This is a genomic window from Sorangium sp. So ce295, from assembly GCF_051527405.1.
Lineage (GTDB): Bacteria > Myxococcota_A > Polyangia > Polyangiales > Polyangiaceae > Sorangium > Sorangium cellulosum_B.
The window spans coordinates 8,688,595-8,705,052 of record NZ_CP150324.1; the positions used below are offsets into that span (position 1 = coordinate 8,688,595).

Here is a 16,458-nt window from a genome sequence, read left to right on the forward strand (position 1 = left end):
GCATCACTCCCCTTGCGCCCCGGCGCCACCCGACTCGCCCGCCTCGCCGACACGCCGCAGCCGGAGCCAGAACCTCGCCCCTCCTTCCGGCCGCGCCTCGTACCCGATCGCCCCGCCCCACCGCTCCACCGCGATCCGGGCGCCGTAGAGCCCGAGGCCGCTGCCCGCGCCAGGGTCGTGGCCGTGCGCGAATTTCTGGAACAGGCGCGGCGCGATGGCAGGGGAGACGCCAGGCCCATCGTCCTCCACCGTCACGCGAGCCCACCGGGGCTCATCGTGCACCGCGACGCGCACCGACCTGCGCGGGGGCGTGAACCGGAGCGCGTTCTCGACGAGGTTGGAGACCACGCGCGCGAGCCTGCGCTCCTCACCGACGACGGCGCACGGCCGCGCGCAGCCGATCTCCGGCGGCGCCTCCAGGCACACCCCCCGGCTGCGCGCCATGGGCAGGAGCGCCTCGACGACCCGAGCGACGGTGCCGCACACGTCGACCACCGCGGCGAGATCGCCGCTGGAGGCGTCGGACGCCATGCCCTCGGCGGTGAACACGTCGAGGATCTCCCGGATCAGCTCGCGCTGCCGCAGGGCGGCCTTCAGCGCGACCGCGGCGAGCGCGCCGCTCTTCTCCGGCAGCGGCTGCTCTCCCAGCAGCGACAGCGCGCCGAGGAGGCTGTTCAGCGGGCCGGAGAGGTCGTGAACGATGCAGTGGACGAGGACATCCTTCCGCTCGACCTCGCGCGACAGCGCCTCGTGGACGAGGCGAAGCTCGCGCGCCCGCTGGAGGACGCGGCGGCGCTCCTGGAACAGCGCGTCGTTCCGGGTGATCACGAGCAGCCGCGACGAGCCGACGCGGAGCGCCGTCGCCTCGAGGTGAAGCGCCTCGTCGCCCATCATCTGCGTCCAGAAGTCGGATTGCACGCCCGGCGCGCCTTCCGCGGACCAGGCCCGCTCCGCCTCGGGGAGGAACACCTCCAGGAAGGGCAGCGCGCGATCGATCGGGAGCGGCGAGTCGCGCCACGGCGGCGCGAACCCGAGCCCTCGGAACCATGGCGGCGGCTCGCCGCGGATGACGAAGGTCCCGTCGTGCAAACGCTCGAGGACGAGCTTGTCCAGCGCCGCGAGGAGCCACGTGTCCACGTCCATCAACCCCGCAATGAAGGCGCTTCGCTCGCCAGCATGGCGCGCGCCAGCGCGTTGAACGCGCCTTCGACCCCGGCGCCGGTCTTGGCGCTCGTCCTCGTGATCCAGAGGCCCGCCCTCCTCAGCCTGGCATCGGTGGCGTCGTCGATGTCCCACGCCCCGGTGAGATCGGCCTTGTTCAGGACGACGACGGCCGGGACCTCTCCGACGATCGTCCGCGCGGCGGTGTAGAGGCGGAGCCCGGTCTCCGCCGTGAGGCGCCGCGTGCCGTCGATGACGAGGAGCCAGCCCGCGGAGCCGCGCAGGTACGACGTCTGGACGGCCTGGAACTCGTCCTCTCCGCTCAGGTCCCAGAGGATGAGGTCGAGCTCGCGTTCATCGCACCTCACGCGCCGTGCCTCGATCGTCACGCCGATGGTCGTCCGGTAGGACTCGGAGAAGATGCTGCGCACGAAGCGGGCGACGAGGCTTGTCTTGCCGACCCCCGTCGCGCCCAGCACGCAGACCTTGCGTTTCTCCGCCATGACTCAGTCCTTGCTCTCCGCGTGCAGGTCCACAAGGAAGATCACGCTGCGCGCGCGGCGCTCGTCCGCGCCGGCGCGGCACTCGGCCCGCGCCGCTCCCCCGGCGCAGGACGGGGGCACGACCTCGCGCCGCGTTCCCCCGCCGCTCGCTCGCAGGCGATCGGCCGGGATCCCCCGCGCGACGAGCTCGGCCGCGACGTGCTCCGCGCGGGCCTGGCTGAGCGCTCGGTTCGACGCCTCCGATCCGACGGGATCCGCGTAGCCGATCTCGCGGATCTCGGCGGTCATGCCGGCCTCGCGCGCGCGGGCGATCAGCCGCTCGGCGGCGGCCGCGACCTCGTCGAGGCGCGCGGCCTGCTCGCCGGAGAGCCGCGCGGCGCCGCGGCGGAAGAAGAGCTCCATCGCCTCGAGGGAGCGCGCCGCCGCGCGCGCGCGGTCGATCGACTCCTGCGCCGTCAGGCCCTCGCCGTCGAACCCCGAGACGCCAGGGAGCACCGCCGCCGACCAGCGCGCGCGCTCGATCCAGCGCTGGGGCGCGACCCCGCTGGCCGCGACGGCGCCGCCGCGCAGCGCCAGGGTGACCCCGGGCGGCGGCTCCAGAGCGCTCGCCACCCGGCGCTCGACGATCTGCGGGTGGAGCGAGTAGAAGGGCTCGAAGCGCAGGATGACCTCCTGGCGCAAAGGGCCGCCGCGCTCGAGCACGGCCCTCGGGTCCGCGGCGAGCGGATCGCGGAGGCCCGTGAACACGACCTGGCCGGCGCGCCGCTCCGCCGCGGTGACCAGCAGGCCGGGCTCGCGCCGCAGCGCCTCGCCCCAGCCGTCGACGCGGCGCTGATCCTCCCGCGAGGCGCGCACCGAGAAGACGAGCGCGGCCGCGACGACCGCGGCCAGCAGGGCGGCCGCTATCGACACGGCCCGCGCTCGGCGCGGGATCGGCTGGCGCTGCTGCTGGAGGCAGCGCGAGAGCAGCTCGCGGGCGCCCGAGAACGGCGTCCTATCGCCGCGGAAGCCGGCGAGCTCACCGCCGTACGAGAGGTGGACGCGCTCCAGCGTCTCGCACAGGACGAGCCCGTACGCGGGCGGCGCCACGCCGCGCACGATGGACACGAGGAGCGCCGACGGGCCGTGCTCGACCCACCCTGTCAGATCGCCCACGCGGAAGCGCTCCAGCCGCGCGTCGGTCCGGAACGCGTCGTGGGCGAACGCGTCGATGGCGGTGAGCATCGCCGTGACCTGGTCGGGATCCCTGTAGGGGATCTCGTCGGCGCTGAGGTGCTCGAGGACGAGCCCCGTCCCTCGGTGGACGAGGAAGAGCTGCTCGGTCCGGTAGACCATGGAGCGGAGCAGCACCACCTCCGCGAAGGGACGCCCCGTGCGGCGCGCCTCGACGCGCCAGCGCATGCTCCGCCAGGACAGGCCGAGGGCGGCCGCCTCGTTGAGGCGCTGGATCATCGCCCGGAGAGCGCAGCGCACGGCCTTGCGGATGGCCGGCCCCATGGCGGGGGAGATCGCGTCCGCGAACGACCCCGGGTCCTGGCGCACGCGCTCCTGGATCGCGCTCGAGAGGAGCGGCTCCAGCGCCCACGAGAGCGCCTCACCCTTCTTGCGGCTCTCGATCACCGCCTCGGGCAGCGCCCCCGCGACCATCTCGACCATGGACTGGTCCAGCCGCTCCTCGATCCGCTGGATCCGGTGCTGCTCAGGGCCCACGAGCAGGGGGCGGAGGTCTTCGAGCGTCTTTCTCGGCGGAGGCGCCTCGCGGCGCGCTCTCGGCTCTCGCATCGTTCTTCTCCGGACCGCCGCGCCCGCTCCGCTGGGAGGAGCGGCGCGACCGCCTCACGCTGCCTCGTCCGAGCGGCGCTCCACCTTCTGGTACCGCTCCGACTCCGCGGCCGCCTCGCGCGCCGGCGGCTCCGGCGCGAGCGCTTCGGCGCCGTCGGCCCACGCGGCGGCCAGCTCGCGCTCGAGCATCGCGCTCAGCTCGCTCCGCGTACGCCGCGTCTCGTCGACGAACGCCTTGGACTGGTCGAGGATCTGCTGCCGGAGCTCGCGCTGCGTGCGCGCCACGAGCTCCTCCAGCCGCTGGACCCGCTGCGCGATCAGCTCGATCGCCTCCCGCGACTCGCGCGCGACGCTGCCGAGCGCGCCGTCGGCGGCCGCGCGCTGGGCCTCGATCGACGCGCCGAGCGCCTCGATCTCCCTGCGCATGTGCGCCTCCAGCATGTCCAGACGCCGCCACGCTTCACTCCGCAGCTCCTCCGCCTGGGCGGCGACCTGAGCGTCGGTGTGCGAGAGCCGGCGAGCGAACTCGCGGAACTGGGCGCCGCACAGGATGTCGCGCACCTGCTCCAGGCTGTTGGTGATCGCGGACTCTGCGTGTCCTGCGGTGGCTTCGTGCTCCGCCCGCCCGCTCGTCCTCATGGTCATGATGAAGGCCCCCTCTCCGTGCGTGCCGCGCGTGTCGGGCTCGGCGAGCCGAGCTCGCTCGTCATCGCGCTCCCGTATCGCTTCGTCGCGCTCGCGACGCCTCACCGAGCTCGCTCCCCCAGGTTTTCTCTTCCGTCTGGACACGATGCCCCTCGCTCATCACGTCACGCGATGCGCAACATGGGTCAGTACCCTGGGCGCGGGTAGCCCTCGGAAGGCCGCGGGGGCGGCCGCGGCTCGGCCGGGGAGCCGCTCGGCTGCTCCGAGGCGCCGCGCTGAACAGGAGCTCTCGGAGCCCGGTAAGATGCTGCCATGCGAAATCCGCGAACCTCCCTGGTGGCCGCGGCCTTCCTCGCGGCCTGCGGCGCTCCGACCGGCGGCGCACCTTCCGCGAGCGCTCCTTCCGCGAGCGCCGCCGCTTCGGGTTCCGGCTCGCCCCCGGCCGCCCCGCCGCCGCCGCCCCCGCAGGCCGCCGCCCCCGCAGCCGCGGCCTCCCCTGCGCCGGCGCCCTGCGGCGCGCTGGGCTGCCTCGCCTTCGATACGCCGGCCCAGGCCTTCGCCCACGTCCTGGAGAGCGGCCCGCGCGTGCTCGCGGTGGGCGAGGCGCACGCACAGCAAGGCTCGGAGGGCGTCCCCTCGACGACCCGACGCTTCACGGAGCTCTTCCTGCCGGCGCTCGCCGGCCGCGCCTCCGATCTGATCGTCGAGCTCTGGGCCGTGGACCCGCGCTGCAAGAAGGAGCAGGTCGCGCGGGTCGAGACGGAGCAGCGGACGGTCACGCAAGGACAGGCGGCGCAGAACCAGGACGAGTTCCTCGAGCTCGGCCACGCGGCGAAGCGGCTCGGCATCCGGCCCCGCCAGCTCACGCCCTCCTGCCAGGACTACGACGCCATCGTGCGCGCGGGGCCGGACGCGGTGACGGCCATGCTCGAGATGATCGCGCGCCTGACGGCCGCCGAGGCGAAGGCGCTGCTCGGCCGCGAGGACGCCGCGGGAAAGATGGTGATCGCCTACGGCGGGGCGCTGCACAACGACGTCGCCCCGCGCCCTGGGCGCGAGCGCTGGAGCTTCGGACCGGAGCTCTCCGCGATCACCGCCGGGAAGTACGTGGAGCTCGATCTCATCGTCCGCGAGTTCATCAAGGAGTCGGAGTCCTGGCGGGCGCTGCCGTGGTATCCCCATTTCGACAGGGAGGAGCACCCGGACAAGGCGGTGCTCTTCAACCCCGCGCCGGGCTCGTACACGCTCATCTTCCCGCGCTCGTCCTGAGCCGGCACCGCCGCGCCGGGCGCCGCGCGCGCCGCGCGGCGGCTTCAGGGCAGAATGGTGAACGTGACCGGCGCGCCCGTGAAGGGACCGCCGCCCTGCACGATGCGGTTGTTCTCGAACAGCGCGCTGGTCACGCTGACCGTGATGGGCACGCCGGCAGCGCGGAGCTTGTCCCAGGCCGCCGCGTCCGGCGTGTAGCTCAGCTTGGTCGTGAACACCCGGAGCAGCGGCTCGCGCTCCGCCGTCGTGAAGACCAGGAAGTAAGCGCGCCCGTTGATGGGCGTCCCGTGAGCCCAGGCGGCGCGCGCCGGCCCAAGGAGCGCCCCGAGCTCCGCGACGATCGACGCCCCCGGCGCGGCGAGCTCGCGCGCCCCCGGCGCCGCGGCGGCCGCCAGCCGCAGCTCCGGCGCGGCCCGAGGCGCCGTCCGCTGCGCCGCGCCCGCGACATGGAAGGTCAGCTCCGGCGCGGCGTCGCCGGGGAGCATCGCGCCGTCCTCGGGCGCGTCGAACACCGTGCCCTGCGAGGGCTCGTCCTTCGGGTCCACGGCGAGCAGCGCCTCCAGGGCCTCGTCGGTCGCGCCGCCCTCGAAGATGACGTCGGCCAGGCTCGGGTCGGTCGACGTCCCGCTCGACGTGTGGTCGTGGCTGTGGCCGCACGCCCCGGTGTACATCGCGGCCGACGCGAGCGCCGCCAGCGCGGGCACGAGGAGCGCCCGGCTCAGGAAAGGCCTTCGGCTCACGGCGCCTCCGCCCAGGGATCCGCGAAGCGCGGGTCCTTCAGAAACTCGTCGTCCGTCAGGGTTTGCAAGAAGGCGATCACGTCCGCTCTCTCCTCTTCTGTGAGATCGAACCCGCTGATGAGCTCGCTCTTGAACTTGTTCTCGCTGCCCACACCGGCGTTCGGGAGGCCAGCCTCGATCGTGCGCCCTCCGGCGGCGTAATGGTCGAGCACCCCCTCGAGCGTCTCGATGCTGCCGTCATGCATGTACGGCGCCGTGACGGCGATGTTCCGCAGCGTGGGCGCGCGGAACCGGCCCATGTCCGCCTCTTTGTGGGAGATCTCGTAGACTCCCCCGTTGCCCTCCGGGTAAGCGCCGTTCCCGTCGATGTTGTAGAGCCCCGTGTTGTGGAACATCACCTCCGTGAAGGTGGTGCCGCCGTGCTCCACCGAGTCCGACAGGTTGAAGCCGCCGTGGCAATGGAAGCACTCCAGCTTCTCGGAGAAGAAGAGATCCATCCCGCGCAGCGCCGCGTCGGACATCCCGGAGGGGTCGCCGCCGTAACGGTAACGGTCGTAGGGCGCGCGGTAGGAGAGCAGCGACCGCTCGAACGCGGCGATCGCCTTCGTGATGTTCGCGAGGCGGATGGGCTCGCCGTCGCCGGGGAACGCCTCGGGAAAGAGGTCCTGGTACAGCGGCTCGCCCTGGAGCCGCTCCAGGAGCTCGTCCTCCATGCCGGCGAGCCCGAGCTCGACCGGCGTCTCGCCGAACATGGGGAGGAGCGCTTGCTCCTCGAGCGCTTCCATGAGCGGATTCGCCCAGGTCAGCGTCGTGAGGTAAGCGACGTTGGCCAGGCTCATCGAGCTGCGCGAGTGCAGCTGGCCGGTCGAGCCCTCGGCGTTCGCGAGGTGGTCGGTGAACGCGAGCTCCTGGCGATGGCACGAGCCGCACGAGTACGTGCCGTTGCCGGACAGGCGCACGTCGTAGAACAGCCGCCTGCCGAGCTCGACCTTCACCGACGACATCGGGTTGTCCTCGGGGACCTTGGGCACCGGAAAGCCCGTCGGCAGCCCCCACGCATAGGCGCCCGCGCCGCCGCCGCCCTCCCCTGTCGATCCGCCCGGGCCTTGCGGCCCATCGTCGTCGCCGCAGGCACAGCAGAGGGCCGCGAGCGCGGCGAGGGCGGAGGAGATCGCCGAGCGGCGGAGAGCGGTCATCGAAGCGAACATCGCCATGGCGCCTAGTCTATCCTGAAGAACGACTGCTGATCGGGGCGCGGCGAGCCGTCGGCGCTGTCGATGCCGAGATGCGTGAAGAGCGGCAGACACTCGGAATCCGACGGATCCGACATGCAGCCGGGGATGTCGTCGGCGCTCCCCGACAGGTCGCTGTCCGCGACGAGCGCCGCATAGTCGACGAGCACCTTCGTCGTGAGCGGGTCGATGTCCTGGAGGACGATCTCGGCGATGTTGGGGCGATCGCAGGCGGCCACCCCGCCGTCCGCGCCGGGCATGCAGCCAGTGCTCCCGATGTGCACGAGGAACGGCTTGTCGTCCGCCGTGGAGACGCTGTCGAGGCGCAGGAACTTGTACCCGTCGTTCCAGCTCCAGAACAGCCCCGTCAGGTTGAGCGGCGACGGCGCGCTCGACGCGTCACCGTGGTTCAGGTCGAACGGGACGCCCAGCTTGAACGACAGCCCGTCGTAGTCCCCGGCCGGGACCGTCCCGCGCACCACGCCGTTCGTCTCCTCCGTCCCGTTGGCGCAGGTGCCCGATCGGTCCTCGAAATCGAGGAGCACGACGTCCTGGTACTGCCACAGCTCGTCCTGTTCGAGCGAGAGCGGCACCTCCTCGCCGTCCGCGCGGCGCAGGCGCACGTCGTGGATGTAGAGGCGGAAATCGTTCAGCCCCACGTCCGTCGAGGCGCTGCCGACAGCGTACGTCTCGCTGCAGGAGAACACCTCGTCGCGGACGCGGCCTTCGAACTGCAGCGCGACAGCGATCGTCTCAGCCCCGCCGCTCCCCCCGTCGATGGGGTTCACCCCCTCATCGTCGCCGCACGCCATGAGCGCGAGCACCGCCCCGACCAGCGGGAACCAGAGCCGTGATGCACGAAGACCGGATTCCATGAGCGTCCTCCCGAGGAACGATGCGCGCCACGATAGGCCGCGTCGCCCCTCGCCCGAATGCGACATGTTGTCGCTATCGCGATCCGCCCGAGAGCGCGAGTCGATCCAGCGTCGAAAGAGGGCTCGCGGACGGCCCCGGAGCAGCCTTCGGCGGCCAGGAGACAGCGACGCCGCCGACGACCGCACGACCGCACGACCGCACGACCGCACGACCGCGCTCGCCGCCTGCGACGTCGACCAAACCGCCGGCGCGCCCGCCGGGCGAGCGTGCGCGTCCGCATGATAACACGAACCGATAAAATCGTGCTACTGGCCAGCCCACCTGTGATCCGCTCCCTGAGCACGGCGTTCCCGCTGCTTCTTGTCATCGCGTCCGTCGCGCCTGCGCGCGCCGGCGACGGTGCCGCACCCGCACGCGCCGGCGACGGCGCCGCGCCTCCCCCCGCAGCCGGGGCGACAACGTCGGCGGGCGGCGATGCCTCGGGCGGCGCCGGCGCAGCGGCGCCCGCCTACGGCGCTGCGGGCGCCGCTGCGCCCGCGCCCGACGCCGCGCCCATCACGGTCGTGGTGCAGGGCGCGGCGCCGCCGCGCAGCGCCTCCGAGTCGGTGCGCGGGCAGGCCGAGATCCGGGCGGCGCCCCACCGGACGGCGAGCGACGTGCTGCAGCTCGTGCCGGGCGTGTTCACCTCCCAGCACAGCGGCGAGTGCAAGGCGCACCAGATCTTCTTCCGCGGCTTCGACGCGGTCCACGGGCAGGACCTCGAGATCTGGGTCGCGGGCGCGCCGGTCAACGAGGTCTCCAACGTCCACGGCCAGGGCTATACCGACCTCCATTTCGTGATGCCGGAGGTGATCGGCGAGCTCCGCGCGCAGCCGGGATCGTACGACCCGCGCCAGGGCGACTTCGCGGTCGCCGGGACGATGCGCTTCGATCTCGCCTACGGCGAGCCGGGGATCACCGCCTCCGCCTCGGCGGGCTCGTTCGGCGCGCGCCGGCTCTTCCTCGCTTACCACCCCGAGAACGCGGACGACGCCACGTTCGCGGCCTTCGAGGCGTACGGGACCGACGGCTTCGGGCCCGCCCGCGCCGCCGGCCGGGCCTCGCTCGTCGCGCAGGCCGTCTACCGGCCGCTCGCCGGCGTCTCCGCGCGGGTGATGGCGTCGGCGTTCGCCTCCCGCTGCGGCTCCGCGGGCGTCCTGCGCCTCTGCGACATCGAGTCGGGCAAGGTCGACCGCTTCGCCTCGTACGATCCCGATCAGGGCGGTGACTCGTCGCGCGCGCAGCTCGTCGTCGATCTGCGCGGCTCGGGCGACGGCGCCGCCCGCGGGGAGGGCCTCTCGCTCACGCCGTTCGTCGTGCTGCGCGCGCTCCGGCTGCGCTCGAACTTCACCGGGTACCTGGCGGACCCCACGAACGGCGACGCCACCCAGCAGCTCAACGAGGCGATCACGGCGGGCGCCACCGCGTCGTACCGGCTCACCTTCCCGCTGCTCTCCGACCGCGACACGTTCGAGGCGGGCGTCGTCGCGCGCACCGACTGGATCGAGCAGTCGCAGCGGCGCCTCGCGGCCGTCGACGACAGGCCGACCGCAACGCTCGTCGATGCGAAGGTCCGCGCGACCGACATCGCCGGCTACCTCGACGCGTCGATCCGGCCGGCGCGGCGGATCACGCTGCGCGGCGGGCTGCGCGCCGACGGCCTCGCGTACCAGGTCGTCGACAACGTCGGCCAGGGGGCGCAGGCGCGCAGCGCGCAGGGCGTCCACGTGGGCGGCAAGGGCACGGTCGACGTGGCGCTGCTCCCCGGACTCCGCGCGCTCGCCAGCGTGGGTCAGGGGTTCCGCTCGCCCCAGGCGCGCAGCCTCGGCGACGGCGAGCGGACCCCCTTCACGCGGGTGCTCTCCGCCGAGGCCGGGCTCCGCTACGCCGACGAGCTCGTGCGGGCGTCGGCGGCGCTGTTCCACACGCGCCTCAGCCAAGATCTCGTCTTCGACGAGGCGACCGCCCGCAATGAGCCCGTGCCCGCCACGGCCCGCACCGGGGTGGCCCTCGACGCGGTGGCGCACCCGGCGCCGTGGCTCGTGTCGAGCGTCGGCCTGACGTACACCCGGGCCGCCTTCACCGCCTCCGGCGGGCGCTACGCGGCGGGTGATCTCCTCCCCTTCGTGCCCCAGGTCGTCGCCCGCGCCGATCTCGCGGTGACGCCGCGCCTCGGCGCGCTCTTCGGCAGGCGCCTCGAGGCCCGCGCCGGCGCTGGCGTGACGCTGCTCCACGGCCGCCCCCTGCCGTACGGAGAGGTCGGCCACGACGCGCTCGTCACCGACGTGACGGCCCACGTCCGCTACCACCGCATCGAGCTCGGGCTCGACGTCTACAACCTCCTCGACGCGGCGTGGTTCGACGGCGAGTTCGTCTACCCCTCGAGCTTCACCCGCGGCGCGGCGCCCGACCTCCTCCCCGCGCGGCACGTGACGGTCGGCGCCCCGCGCAGCTTCCTCGCTTCGCTCTCCCTCTACATCGGCTGAGGACCTCGATGACATCCACCACCGCACAGCCCCTGTCCCGCCGGCGCGCCGCCCTCGCCGCGGCGGGGCGCCTCGCCGCGGCGCTCGCGGCGGGCGCGCTCGCCGCCGGGTGCGGCGCCGCAGGCGACGACGCGACCTCCGGCAAGCGCCTGACGCTCGCGACGCAGATCGCCCCCGACGCGGCGTCGGTCGCGCCGTTCACGAACGCGCTCGGCTGGACCATCACGCTGTCGAAGGCGCACCTGTCGATCGGGTCGCTCCACTACTTCGAGGGCGCCCCGTTCACGGCGCGGCGGCCCTCGCCGGGCGGCGCCCCCTCGCTGCTCGAGCGGCTCGCCCGGTGGGCCGTGCCCGAGGCGCACGCGCACCCGGGCCACTACCAGGCCGGCGAGGCGAGGGGCCAGATGACGCAGCCGACGTCGGTCGACCTGCTGCTGGGGACGACGGCGCTCGCGGACGCGGACGCCGTGAGCGGCGTCGCGCGATCCGCGCGCTTCACGTTCGGCGCGCCGCCCTCGGGCCCGCTCGCCGCGGCGCTCGACGGGCACGTCGTCGCCGTCGAGGGCCGCGCCGAGAAGGGCGACCTCGCGCGGGTGTTCCGCGCGCGCGCGCTGGTCGCCGACGTCGCCGACGACACGACCGGCGAGCCGTCGGTGGAGGGGTGCGTCTTCGAGGAGGTCTTCCTCGACGGGCCCGGCGTCGTCACGCTCGTCGTGAAGCCGGCGGTCTGGCTCGATCAGGTCGACTTCGAGGCCGTCGCCGCGAGCGACGACGGCGCGCCGGTCGACCTCGAGCCCGAGAGCCAGGCCCAGCGCGGCTTCACGCGGGGCCTCAAGAAGGGGACGGCCTACGCGCTCTCGTTCGCGCCCGGCTCCCCGGAGGAGAAGGAATGACGATGAAGATCACGAAAGGACTGTGGGTCACGGCGGCGATGCTCGCCGGGGCGGCGCTCGCCGGCTGCGGCGACGACGGCGCGTCGGGGACCGGGAACGTGGCGTTCTCGACGTGGGGAGAGGACTACATCGAGCAGGAGATCCCGGCCGCCGATCTCGCGGACGGCTGGAGCATCCAGTACGAGAAGTTCCTGTTCGTCGTCCGGAACGTCACCATCGCCGATCGCGAGGGGAACGTCGGAGCGCGCATGCAGGGCTCGATCCTGTTCGACCACACGAAGGCCGGCGCGAAGCCGGTGGTGGCCTTCGACGACCTCGAGGCGAAGCCCTGGGAGGCCGTCTCCTACGAGATCGGCCCGGTGGACGCGGACACCGCGCTCGAGGGCGCGACGGAGGAGGACAAGGCGCTCATGCTCGCGGCGGGAGCGTCCGTGCACATCGAGGCGATCGCGCGGAAGAGCGGCGACGGCGGCGAGGTCGAGAAGCGCCTCGACTGGACCTTCTCGCTCGCGACGCGCTACGCCGACTGCAAGGGCGACAAGGCCGGCAAGGAGACCGAGGGCGTCCTCGTCACGAACGGCGGCACCGACGACGTGGAGCTCACCATCCACGGCGACCACTTCTTCTACGACGACCTCCAGGCCGCGACCGCCGCGCGCCGGTTCGCGCCCATCGCCGCCGCGGACGCCGACGACGACGGGGCCGTCACCCTGGAGGAGCTCGCCGCGGTGCGCCTCGTCGAGATCGAGGAGGGCACCTACGGGACGGGCAGCGCCGGAGACATCAATGATCTCGGGGCGTTCGTCGCGGCGCTCTCGCGCACGATCGGGCACTTCCGCGGCGAGGGCGAGTGCGTCTCTGTCGACCCGTGACGGGGCCGGCGGCGCGCTCGCCCGCGGCGATCACTCGATCCCGACCGCCGTCGTGACGTCCTGGAGCTCGCCCCCGTCGAACGCCGGGACCCGCGCGGAGCCGAGCAGCATCTGCACGCAGCTCCCGGCCGGGGTCATCGCGACCAGCGGCTCGATCGCGACGCGCTGCACGGCGCCCGCGGGGTTGAAGAACACCCGCGCCGTCACCGCCTTCGGACCCGCCTTGCCCTTGCAGTGGATCCGCGCGGTCGCGCCCTTCGCTTGCAGCGCCGCGTGGGCCGCGCCGCGATCGAACGGCCTCGCCGCGCTCGGCTGCGCCGCCGCGACCGCCGTCGCCGCCGGCGCGGTGCCCTCGCGCGTGGGGCGCGGGGACCTCGGCGCGGGCGCCGGCGCCTGAGCGTCGCGAGGGCCAGGCGACGGCCGCCGCTCGCCCGCGCCGCTCGTGTCGTTCGCGTCGCCCGCCAGCGCCGGCGAGCGCGCGTCACCGCCGCGGCCCGGGCTGACCACCGTCGGGTGCGCCGGCACCGGCAGGCGCTGCACCTGGCGGACGTCGCTCTGCGCGCGGCCGGCGTAAAAGGCGATCGCCGCCATCGCGAAGCCGCCGGCCAGGCCGCACGCGAGGAGCAGCGGCCCCCGCCGCGCGGGCCTGGGAGGGGCCTCCGGCGGCGCGCTGCTCGCCAGGACGGGCGCGGGGGTGGACGGCGCGCGCGCGCCGGCGGGCGACGACGGCGCGCGCCGCGCGTCCGAGGCCATCTCGGTCGGTCCGGTCATCGACAGGCCCGAGGCAGGCCCCGCCGGGGTGAGCGCCGCCGCGGCGCTGAACGGCGCCACCGAGATCGCGCCGCCGGCGGCGCGCACGCTGCGCGGATCGAGCGGATTGACGAAGAGCGCCGGGCCGAGCGCGTCGAAGGCCTCCTGCGCCGTCTGGAAGCGCTGCGACGGCTCCCGCGCGACGCAGCGCGCGAACCAGGCGTCGAACGGGTGCACGATACAGCCGGCGCGCCCGAGCGCGGTCGCGCGCACCGACGCCGGGTCGATCGCCTCGAAGAGGATCTCGCGGAGCAGCACCGGCATCGCGGTGCCCATCGGGTCGTTCGCGGCGCGCCAGTACATGCGCCCGGTGAGCAGCGCGAACGCGATCAGCCCGAGCGCCCACACGTCGGTCGCCGGCGAGATCTGCCCGCGCGGATCGGACTGCTCGGGCGCCATCCAGAGGGGCGTGCCGAGCGACGCGGTCGCCATCGTGCTCGCCTCCGCTGCGATCTTCGCGATGCCGAAGTCGAGGACCTTGACCGACCAGCGCGCCGTCGCGCTCTGCGTCTTCGCGAGGAACACGTTCTGCGGCTTCATGTCCCGGTGGACCACGCCCGCCCGGTGGGCGGCGCCGAGCGCGTGGCAGACCTGCCGGAAGATCTCGTGCACGTCCTGCGCCGAGAGCAGCCCGCTGCGCCTCATCCGCTGCGAGAGGTCCTCCCCCTCGAGCAGCTCCATCGCGAGCCAGGGCACGCCGCTGGCCGCGTCCACGCCGGCGCCGATCACCTGCACGACGTGATCGCTCTCCACCAGCGCGCCGACGCGCGCCTCCTGCTCGAAGCGCTCGCGCAGCCGGGCGTCCGCGCAGAGCTGCGGGTGCATGAGCTTGAGGGCCCGCAGCTTGCCAGTGCTCGCCTGCTCGGCGATGTACACGGCGCCCATGCCCCCGGCGCTGAGGGGCCGAACGATCCGGAACTCTCCGAAGAGCATCCCGACCGCCGGCTGGAACGGCGCGACCATGGCGGGCGATGCTAGCATGGTGGCCGTCGTGGGGGTGTCGGGGCTCACGTGCGCGCGGCACGCCTCGCTGCCTCGCTGCCTCGCTGCCTCGTCAGGCGTGCGCGCCGTCGGCGCTGCCCGCGCTGCGCGCGCGCGGCGGGAGCGACGCGACGAGGCGCTCGATCCCGATCCGGCCCGCGACGAGCGCGCCCGTCGCCGCGGCGCGGAGCGCGTCGCCCGCCGGCTGGGCTCTGCCGGCGAAGTGCCGGACGCCGAAGCGCAGGAACGACGGCTCGCCGAGGAGGTAACGCTCGACGCGCTCCCGCGGCGCGCCGTAGAAGGCGCGCATCACCCGGCGCCGGAAGCGCAGGTCGAGGCCCAGCAGCGATCGCTCGACGCGCCGGCCCCAGTCGTGGAACCCGAGATCGCGGGCGTCGAGCTTCTCGGCGAGGTACTCGCCCGCGAGGGCCCCGTACGCGATCGCCTGGGCGATCCCCTCGCCCAGCATCGGATCGATGCCCGCGGCCTCGCCGACGAGCAGGGCGGTGAGCCGCGCGATCACGTCCCGCCGGTCGAGGCCTCGCTCGGCGAAGCGCTTTCGCCGGTAGCGGTCCGGGTCGAGGCCGAGCGCCTCGAGCCTGCTCCGGAGCACGCGCTCGGCGTCGGGCGCGGGGCGCGCCGCGCCGAGCGCGCCCTCGTGCAGCACGTAGGCCCCCCGGCAGACGAGCTCGCGCCCGTCGACGATCGTGGGGAAGTCCCACAGATAGCCGGCGAACGAGCGGTCCCGCATCTCGAAGTGCAGGAGGTCGCGCGCCCGGTCCCCCGCGACGGGCTCGGTGTCGACCTCGACGGCCTGCGCGCGCAGCCTGCCGAACGGCAGCCCCATCGCGCGGCGAACGACGCTGCCGACGCCGTCCGCGCCGACGACGACGCGGCCGTCGAACACCCCGGCCGAGCTCTCGACGCGGGCGCCGTCCTCGCTCAGCGCGGCGCCGGTCACCCGCGCCCCCTCCACGATCCGGACGCCCCGCGCCCGCGCGGCGAGCGCGAGCGCGCGATCGAACTCGGCGCGCCGGACGACGCGGCCGATGTTGCCCTCGCGGAGCGCGACCTCGCCGGCCTGGAAGGCCGCGCTGATGCCGTGCACCACGACCGAGGGCACGTCGATCGTCACCCCGATCGACGAGAGCGCCCTGTCCGCTCGCTCGCCGAGGCCGCCTGCGCAGGACTTGTCCCGCGGGTAGCGCTCCTTTTCGAGCACCACGATCCTGTCGGCGAGGGCCGGGCGATGGTGGGCGAGGAAGAGCGCCGTGCTCACGCCCGCCGGCCCGCCTCCGACGATCACGACTTCATGCGCCGCCATGCGGGGGCCGCTCTAGCACGGCGCCCCCGTCGGCGGGCTCACCGCCGCTCGTACAGGGGCACCAGCGTCCGGTAGGGGAAGAGGTACACGCTCTTGCCCGCGAGGTCCGGGTGGCTCGCGGCCAGCTCGCGGACCTCGTTCAGGACCGCATAACGCTCCTGCAGGGGGAGCGCCGAGATGTAGCTGATCGACGCGACGCGCTCGAGGAGCCCATCGAGGTCGAGCTCCTGCGTATGGGTGAACTCGTGCTCTCCGAGCGGCGCGAAGAGGCGGGAGTCGGAGAACGTCCGGCGCCAGGCGCCGAACCTGTGTACCGGAGCATCCCGGCCGTGGCGGTCGAGGATGTGGGAGATGCGGGCGACCCAGTCGACGCGCTCATCGCGCAGGTTGAAGAGCAGGGAGAGGCGCCCTCTCGGCCGGAGCACGCGGTGGATCTCGGCGAGCGCGAGATCACCGTGAAACCAGTGGAACGACTGCGCGGCGACCGCGGCGTCGACCGATGTCTCGGGCAAGGGGATGGCCTCGGCGACCCCATCGAGCGGGATGGCGGACGGGACCATCTGGCCCAGCTTGCGGCGCATCCCCTCGACCGGCTCGAGCGCGAGCAGCCGCGCGCCCGTGGGCACCAGGAGGCGCGTGAGCTTGCCGGTGCCGGCGCCGAGATCGAGCACCGTGCTCGTCGCGTCGAGGCGGAGCGTGTCGCGCAGGAGCTCGATCGCGCCGCGCGGGTAGTCCGGGCGCCCCTTCTCGTAAGCATCCGCTGCAGTCGCGTAGCCCTGTGCAGCGAGGCGATGGAGAGTCATGGCCTGCATCCGCTCCGAGTTAAGGAGGATCTCGCGCAGCGC

At 73.9% G+C, this 16,458-nt stretch carries 14 protein-coding genes; 4 read left to right on the forward strand and 10 right to left on the reverse strand.

Annotation, left to right across the window (positions count from 1 at the left end; translation table 11 throughout):
• Positions 1 to 3: 3 nt before the first annotated feature.
• Genes WMF11_RS32855 through WMF11_RS32870 form a run of 4 tightly spaced genes read right to left on the reverse strand, consistent with a single transcriptional unit; the run spans position 4 to position 4,091 of the window.
• On the reverse strand, positions 4 to 1,143 hold the full coding sequence (locus WMF11_RS32855) for a sensor histidine kinase (protein ID WP_437973544.1): 1,140 nt from the start codon (positions 1,141 to 1,143) through the stop codon (positions 4 to 6).
• Positions 1,143 to 1,664, reverse strand: a complete 522-nt coding sequence (locus WMF11_RS32860) for a Rab family GTPase (protein ID WP_437973545.1) — start codon at positions 1,662 to 1,664, stop codon at positions 1,143 to 1,145. Before WMF11_RS32860 ends, WMF11_RS32855 begins: the two co-directional genes overlap by 1 nt.
• 3 nt (positions 1,665 to 1,667) lie before the next feature.
• Complete coding sequence (locus WMF11_RS32865; RefSeq protein WP_437973546.1) at positions 1,668 to 3,446, reverse strand: OmpA family protein; 1,779 nt, start codon at positions 3,444 to 3,446, stop codon at positions 1,668 to 1,670.
• 54 nt (positions 3,447 to 3,500) lie between these two features.
• Entirely contained in the window at positions 3,501 to 4,091 is a 591-nt protein-coding gene (locus tag WMF11_RS32870) for a hypothetical protein (protein ID WP_437903204.1), read from the reverse strand.
• Between the two features lie 312 nt (positions 4,092 to 4,403).
• On the opposite strand from WMF11_RS32870, the gene WMF11_RS32875 reads away from it, so the two are divergent.
• The gene (locus WMF11_RS32875) at positions 4,404 to 5,360 is read left to right on the forward strand and encodes a hypothetical protein (RefSeq protein WP_437973547.1); all 957 of its coding nucleotides are present in this window, start codon (positions 4,404 to 4,406) and stop codon (positions 5,358 to 5,360) included.
• A gap of 44 nt (positions 5,361 to 5,404) precedes the next feature.
• On the opposite strand, the gene WMF11_RS32880 is transcribed toward WMF11_RS32875, so the two are convergent.
• From WMF11_RS32880 to WMF11_RS32890, 3 genes are read right to left on the reverse strand one after another with little or no spacing between them, the layout of a single operon-like run.
• The gene (locus WMF11_RS32880) at positions 5,405 to 6,100 is read right to left on the reverse strand and encodes a hypothetical protein (RefSeq protein WP_437973548.1); all 696 of its coding nucleotides are present in this window, start codon (positions 6,098 to 6,100) and stop codon (positions 5,405 to 5,407) included.
• Positions 6,097 to 7,314, reverse strand: coding sequence for an MbnH family di-heme enzyme (locus WMF11_RS32885; protein WP_437973549.1), 1,218 nt, complete (start codon positions 7,312 to 7,314; stop codon positions 6,097 to 6,099). Before WMF11_RS32885 ends, WMF11_RS32880 begins: the two co-directional genes overlap by 4 nt.
• A 5-nt stretch (positions 7,315 to 7,319) precedes the next feature.
• On the reverse strand, positions 7,320 to 8,207 hold the full coding sequence (locus tag WMF11_RS32890; protein WP_437542766.1) for an MbnP family copper-binding protein: 888 nt from the start codon (positions 8,205 to 8,207) through the stop codon (positions 7,320 to 7,322).
• Positions 8,208 to 8,531: 324 nt separating this feature from the next.
• Here WMF11_RS32890 and WMF11_RS32895 point away from each other — a divergent pair, with 324 nt between their 5' ends.
• From WMF11_RS32895 to WMF11_RS32905, 3 genes are read left to right on the forward strand one after another with little or no spacing between them, the layout of a single operon-like run.
• Positions 8,532 to 10,733 carry a TonB-dependent receptor gene (locus tag WMF11_RS32895; protein WP_437973550.1) on the forward strand — a complete coding sequence of 734 codons (2,202 nt, stop codon included), beginning with the start codon at positions 8,532 to 8,534 and terminating at the stop codon, positions 10,731 to 10,733.
• An 8-nt stretch (positions 10,734 to 10,741) separates the two neighbouring features.
• The gene (locus WMF11_RS32900; protein WP_437973551.1) at positions 10,742 to 11,626 is read left to right on the forward strand and encodes a hypothetical protein; all 885 of its coding nucleotides are present in this window, start codon (positions 10,742 to 10,744) and stop codon (positions 11,624 to 11,626) included.
• A gap of 2 nt (positions 11,627 to 11,628) precedes the next feature.
• Positions 11,629 to 12,498, forward strand: a complete 870-nt coding sequence (locus WMF11_RS32905; RefSeq protein WP_437973552.1) for a hypothetical protein — start codon at positions 11,629 to 11,631, stop codon at positions 12,496 to 12,498.
• A 30-nt stretch (positions 12,499 to 12,528) separates the two neighbouring features.
• Here the strand turns inward: WMF11_RS32905 and WMF11_RS32910 are convergent, their stop codons facing one another.
• The 3 genes from WMF11_RS32910 to WMF11_RS32920 all read right to left on the reverse strand — a co-directional run bounded on the left by WMF11_RS32910 (position 12,529) and on the right by WMF11_RS32920 (position 16,416).
• Positions 12,529 to 14,271, reverse strand: a complete 1,743-nt coding sequence (locus WMF11_RS32910) for a serine/threonine-protein kinase (protein ID WP_437973553.1) — start codon at positions 14,269 to 14,271, stop codon at positions 12,529 to 12,531.
• Between the two features lie 91 nt (positions 14,272 to 14,362).
• A complete protein-coding gene (locus tag WMF11_RS32915) occupies positions 14,363 to 15,613 on the reverse strand; it encodes an NAD(P)/FAD-dependent oxidoreductase (RefSeq protein ID WP_437973554.1) in 1,251 nt (416 codons plus the stop codon).
• Positions 15,614 to 15,651: 38 nt separating this feature from the next.
• Positions 15,652 to 16,416 carry a class I SAM-dependent methyltransferase gene (locus WMF11_RS32920; protein WP_437973555.1) on the reverse strand — a complete coding sequence of 255 codons (765 nt, stop codon included), beginning with the start codon at positions 16,414 to 16,416 and terminating at the stop codon, positions 15,652 to 15,654.
• Positions 16,417 to 16,458 lie beyond the last annotated feature (42 nt).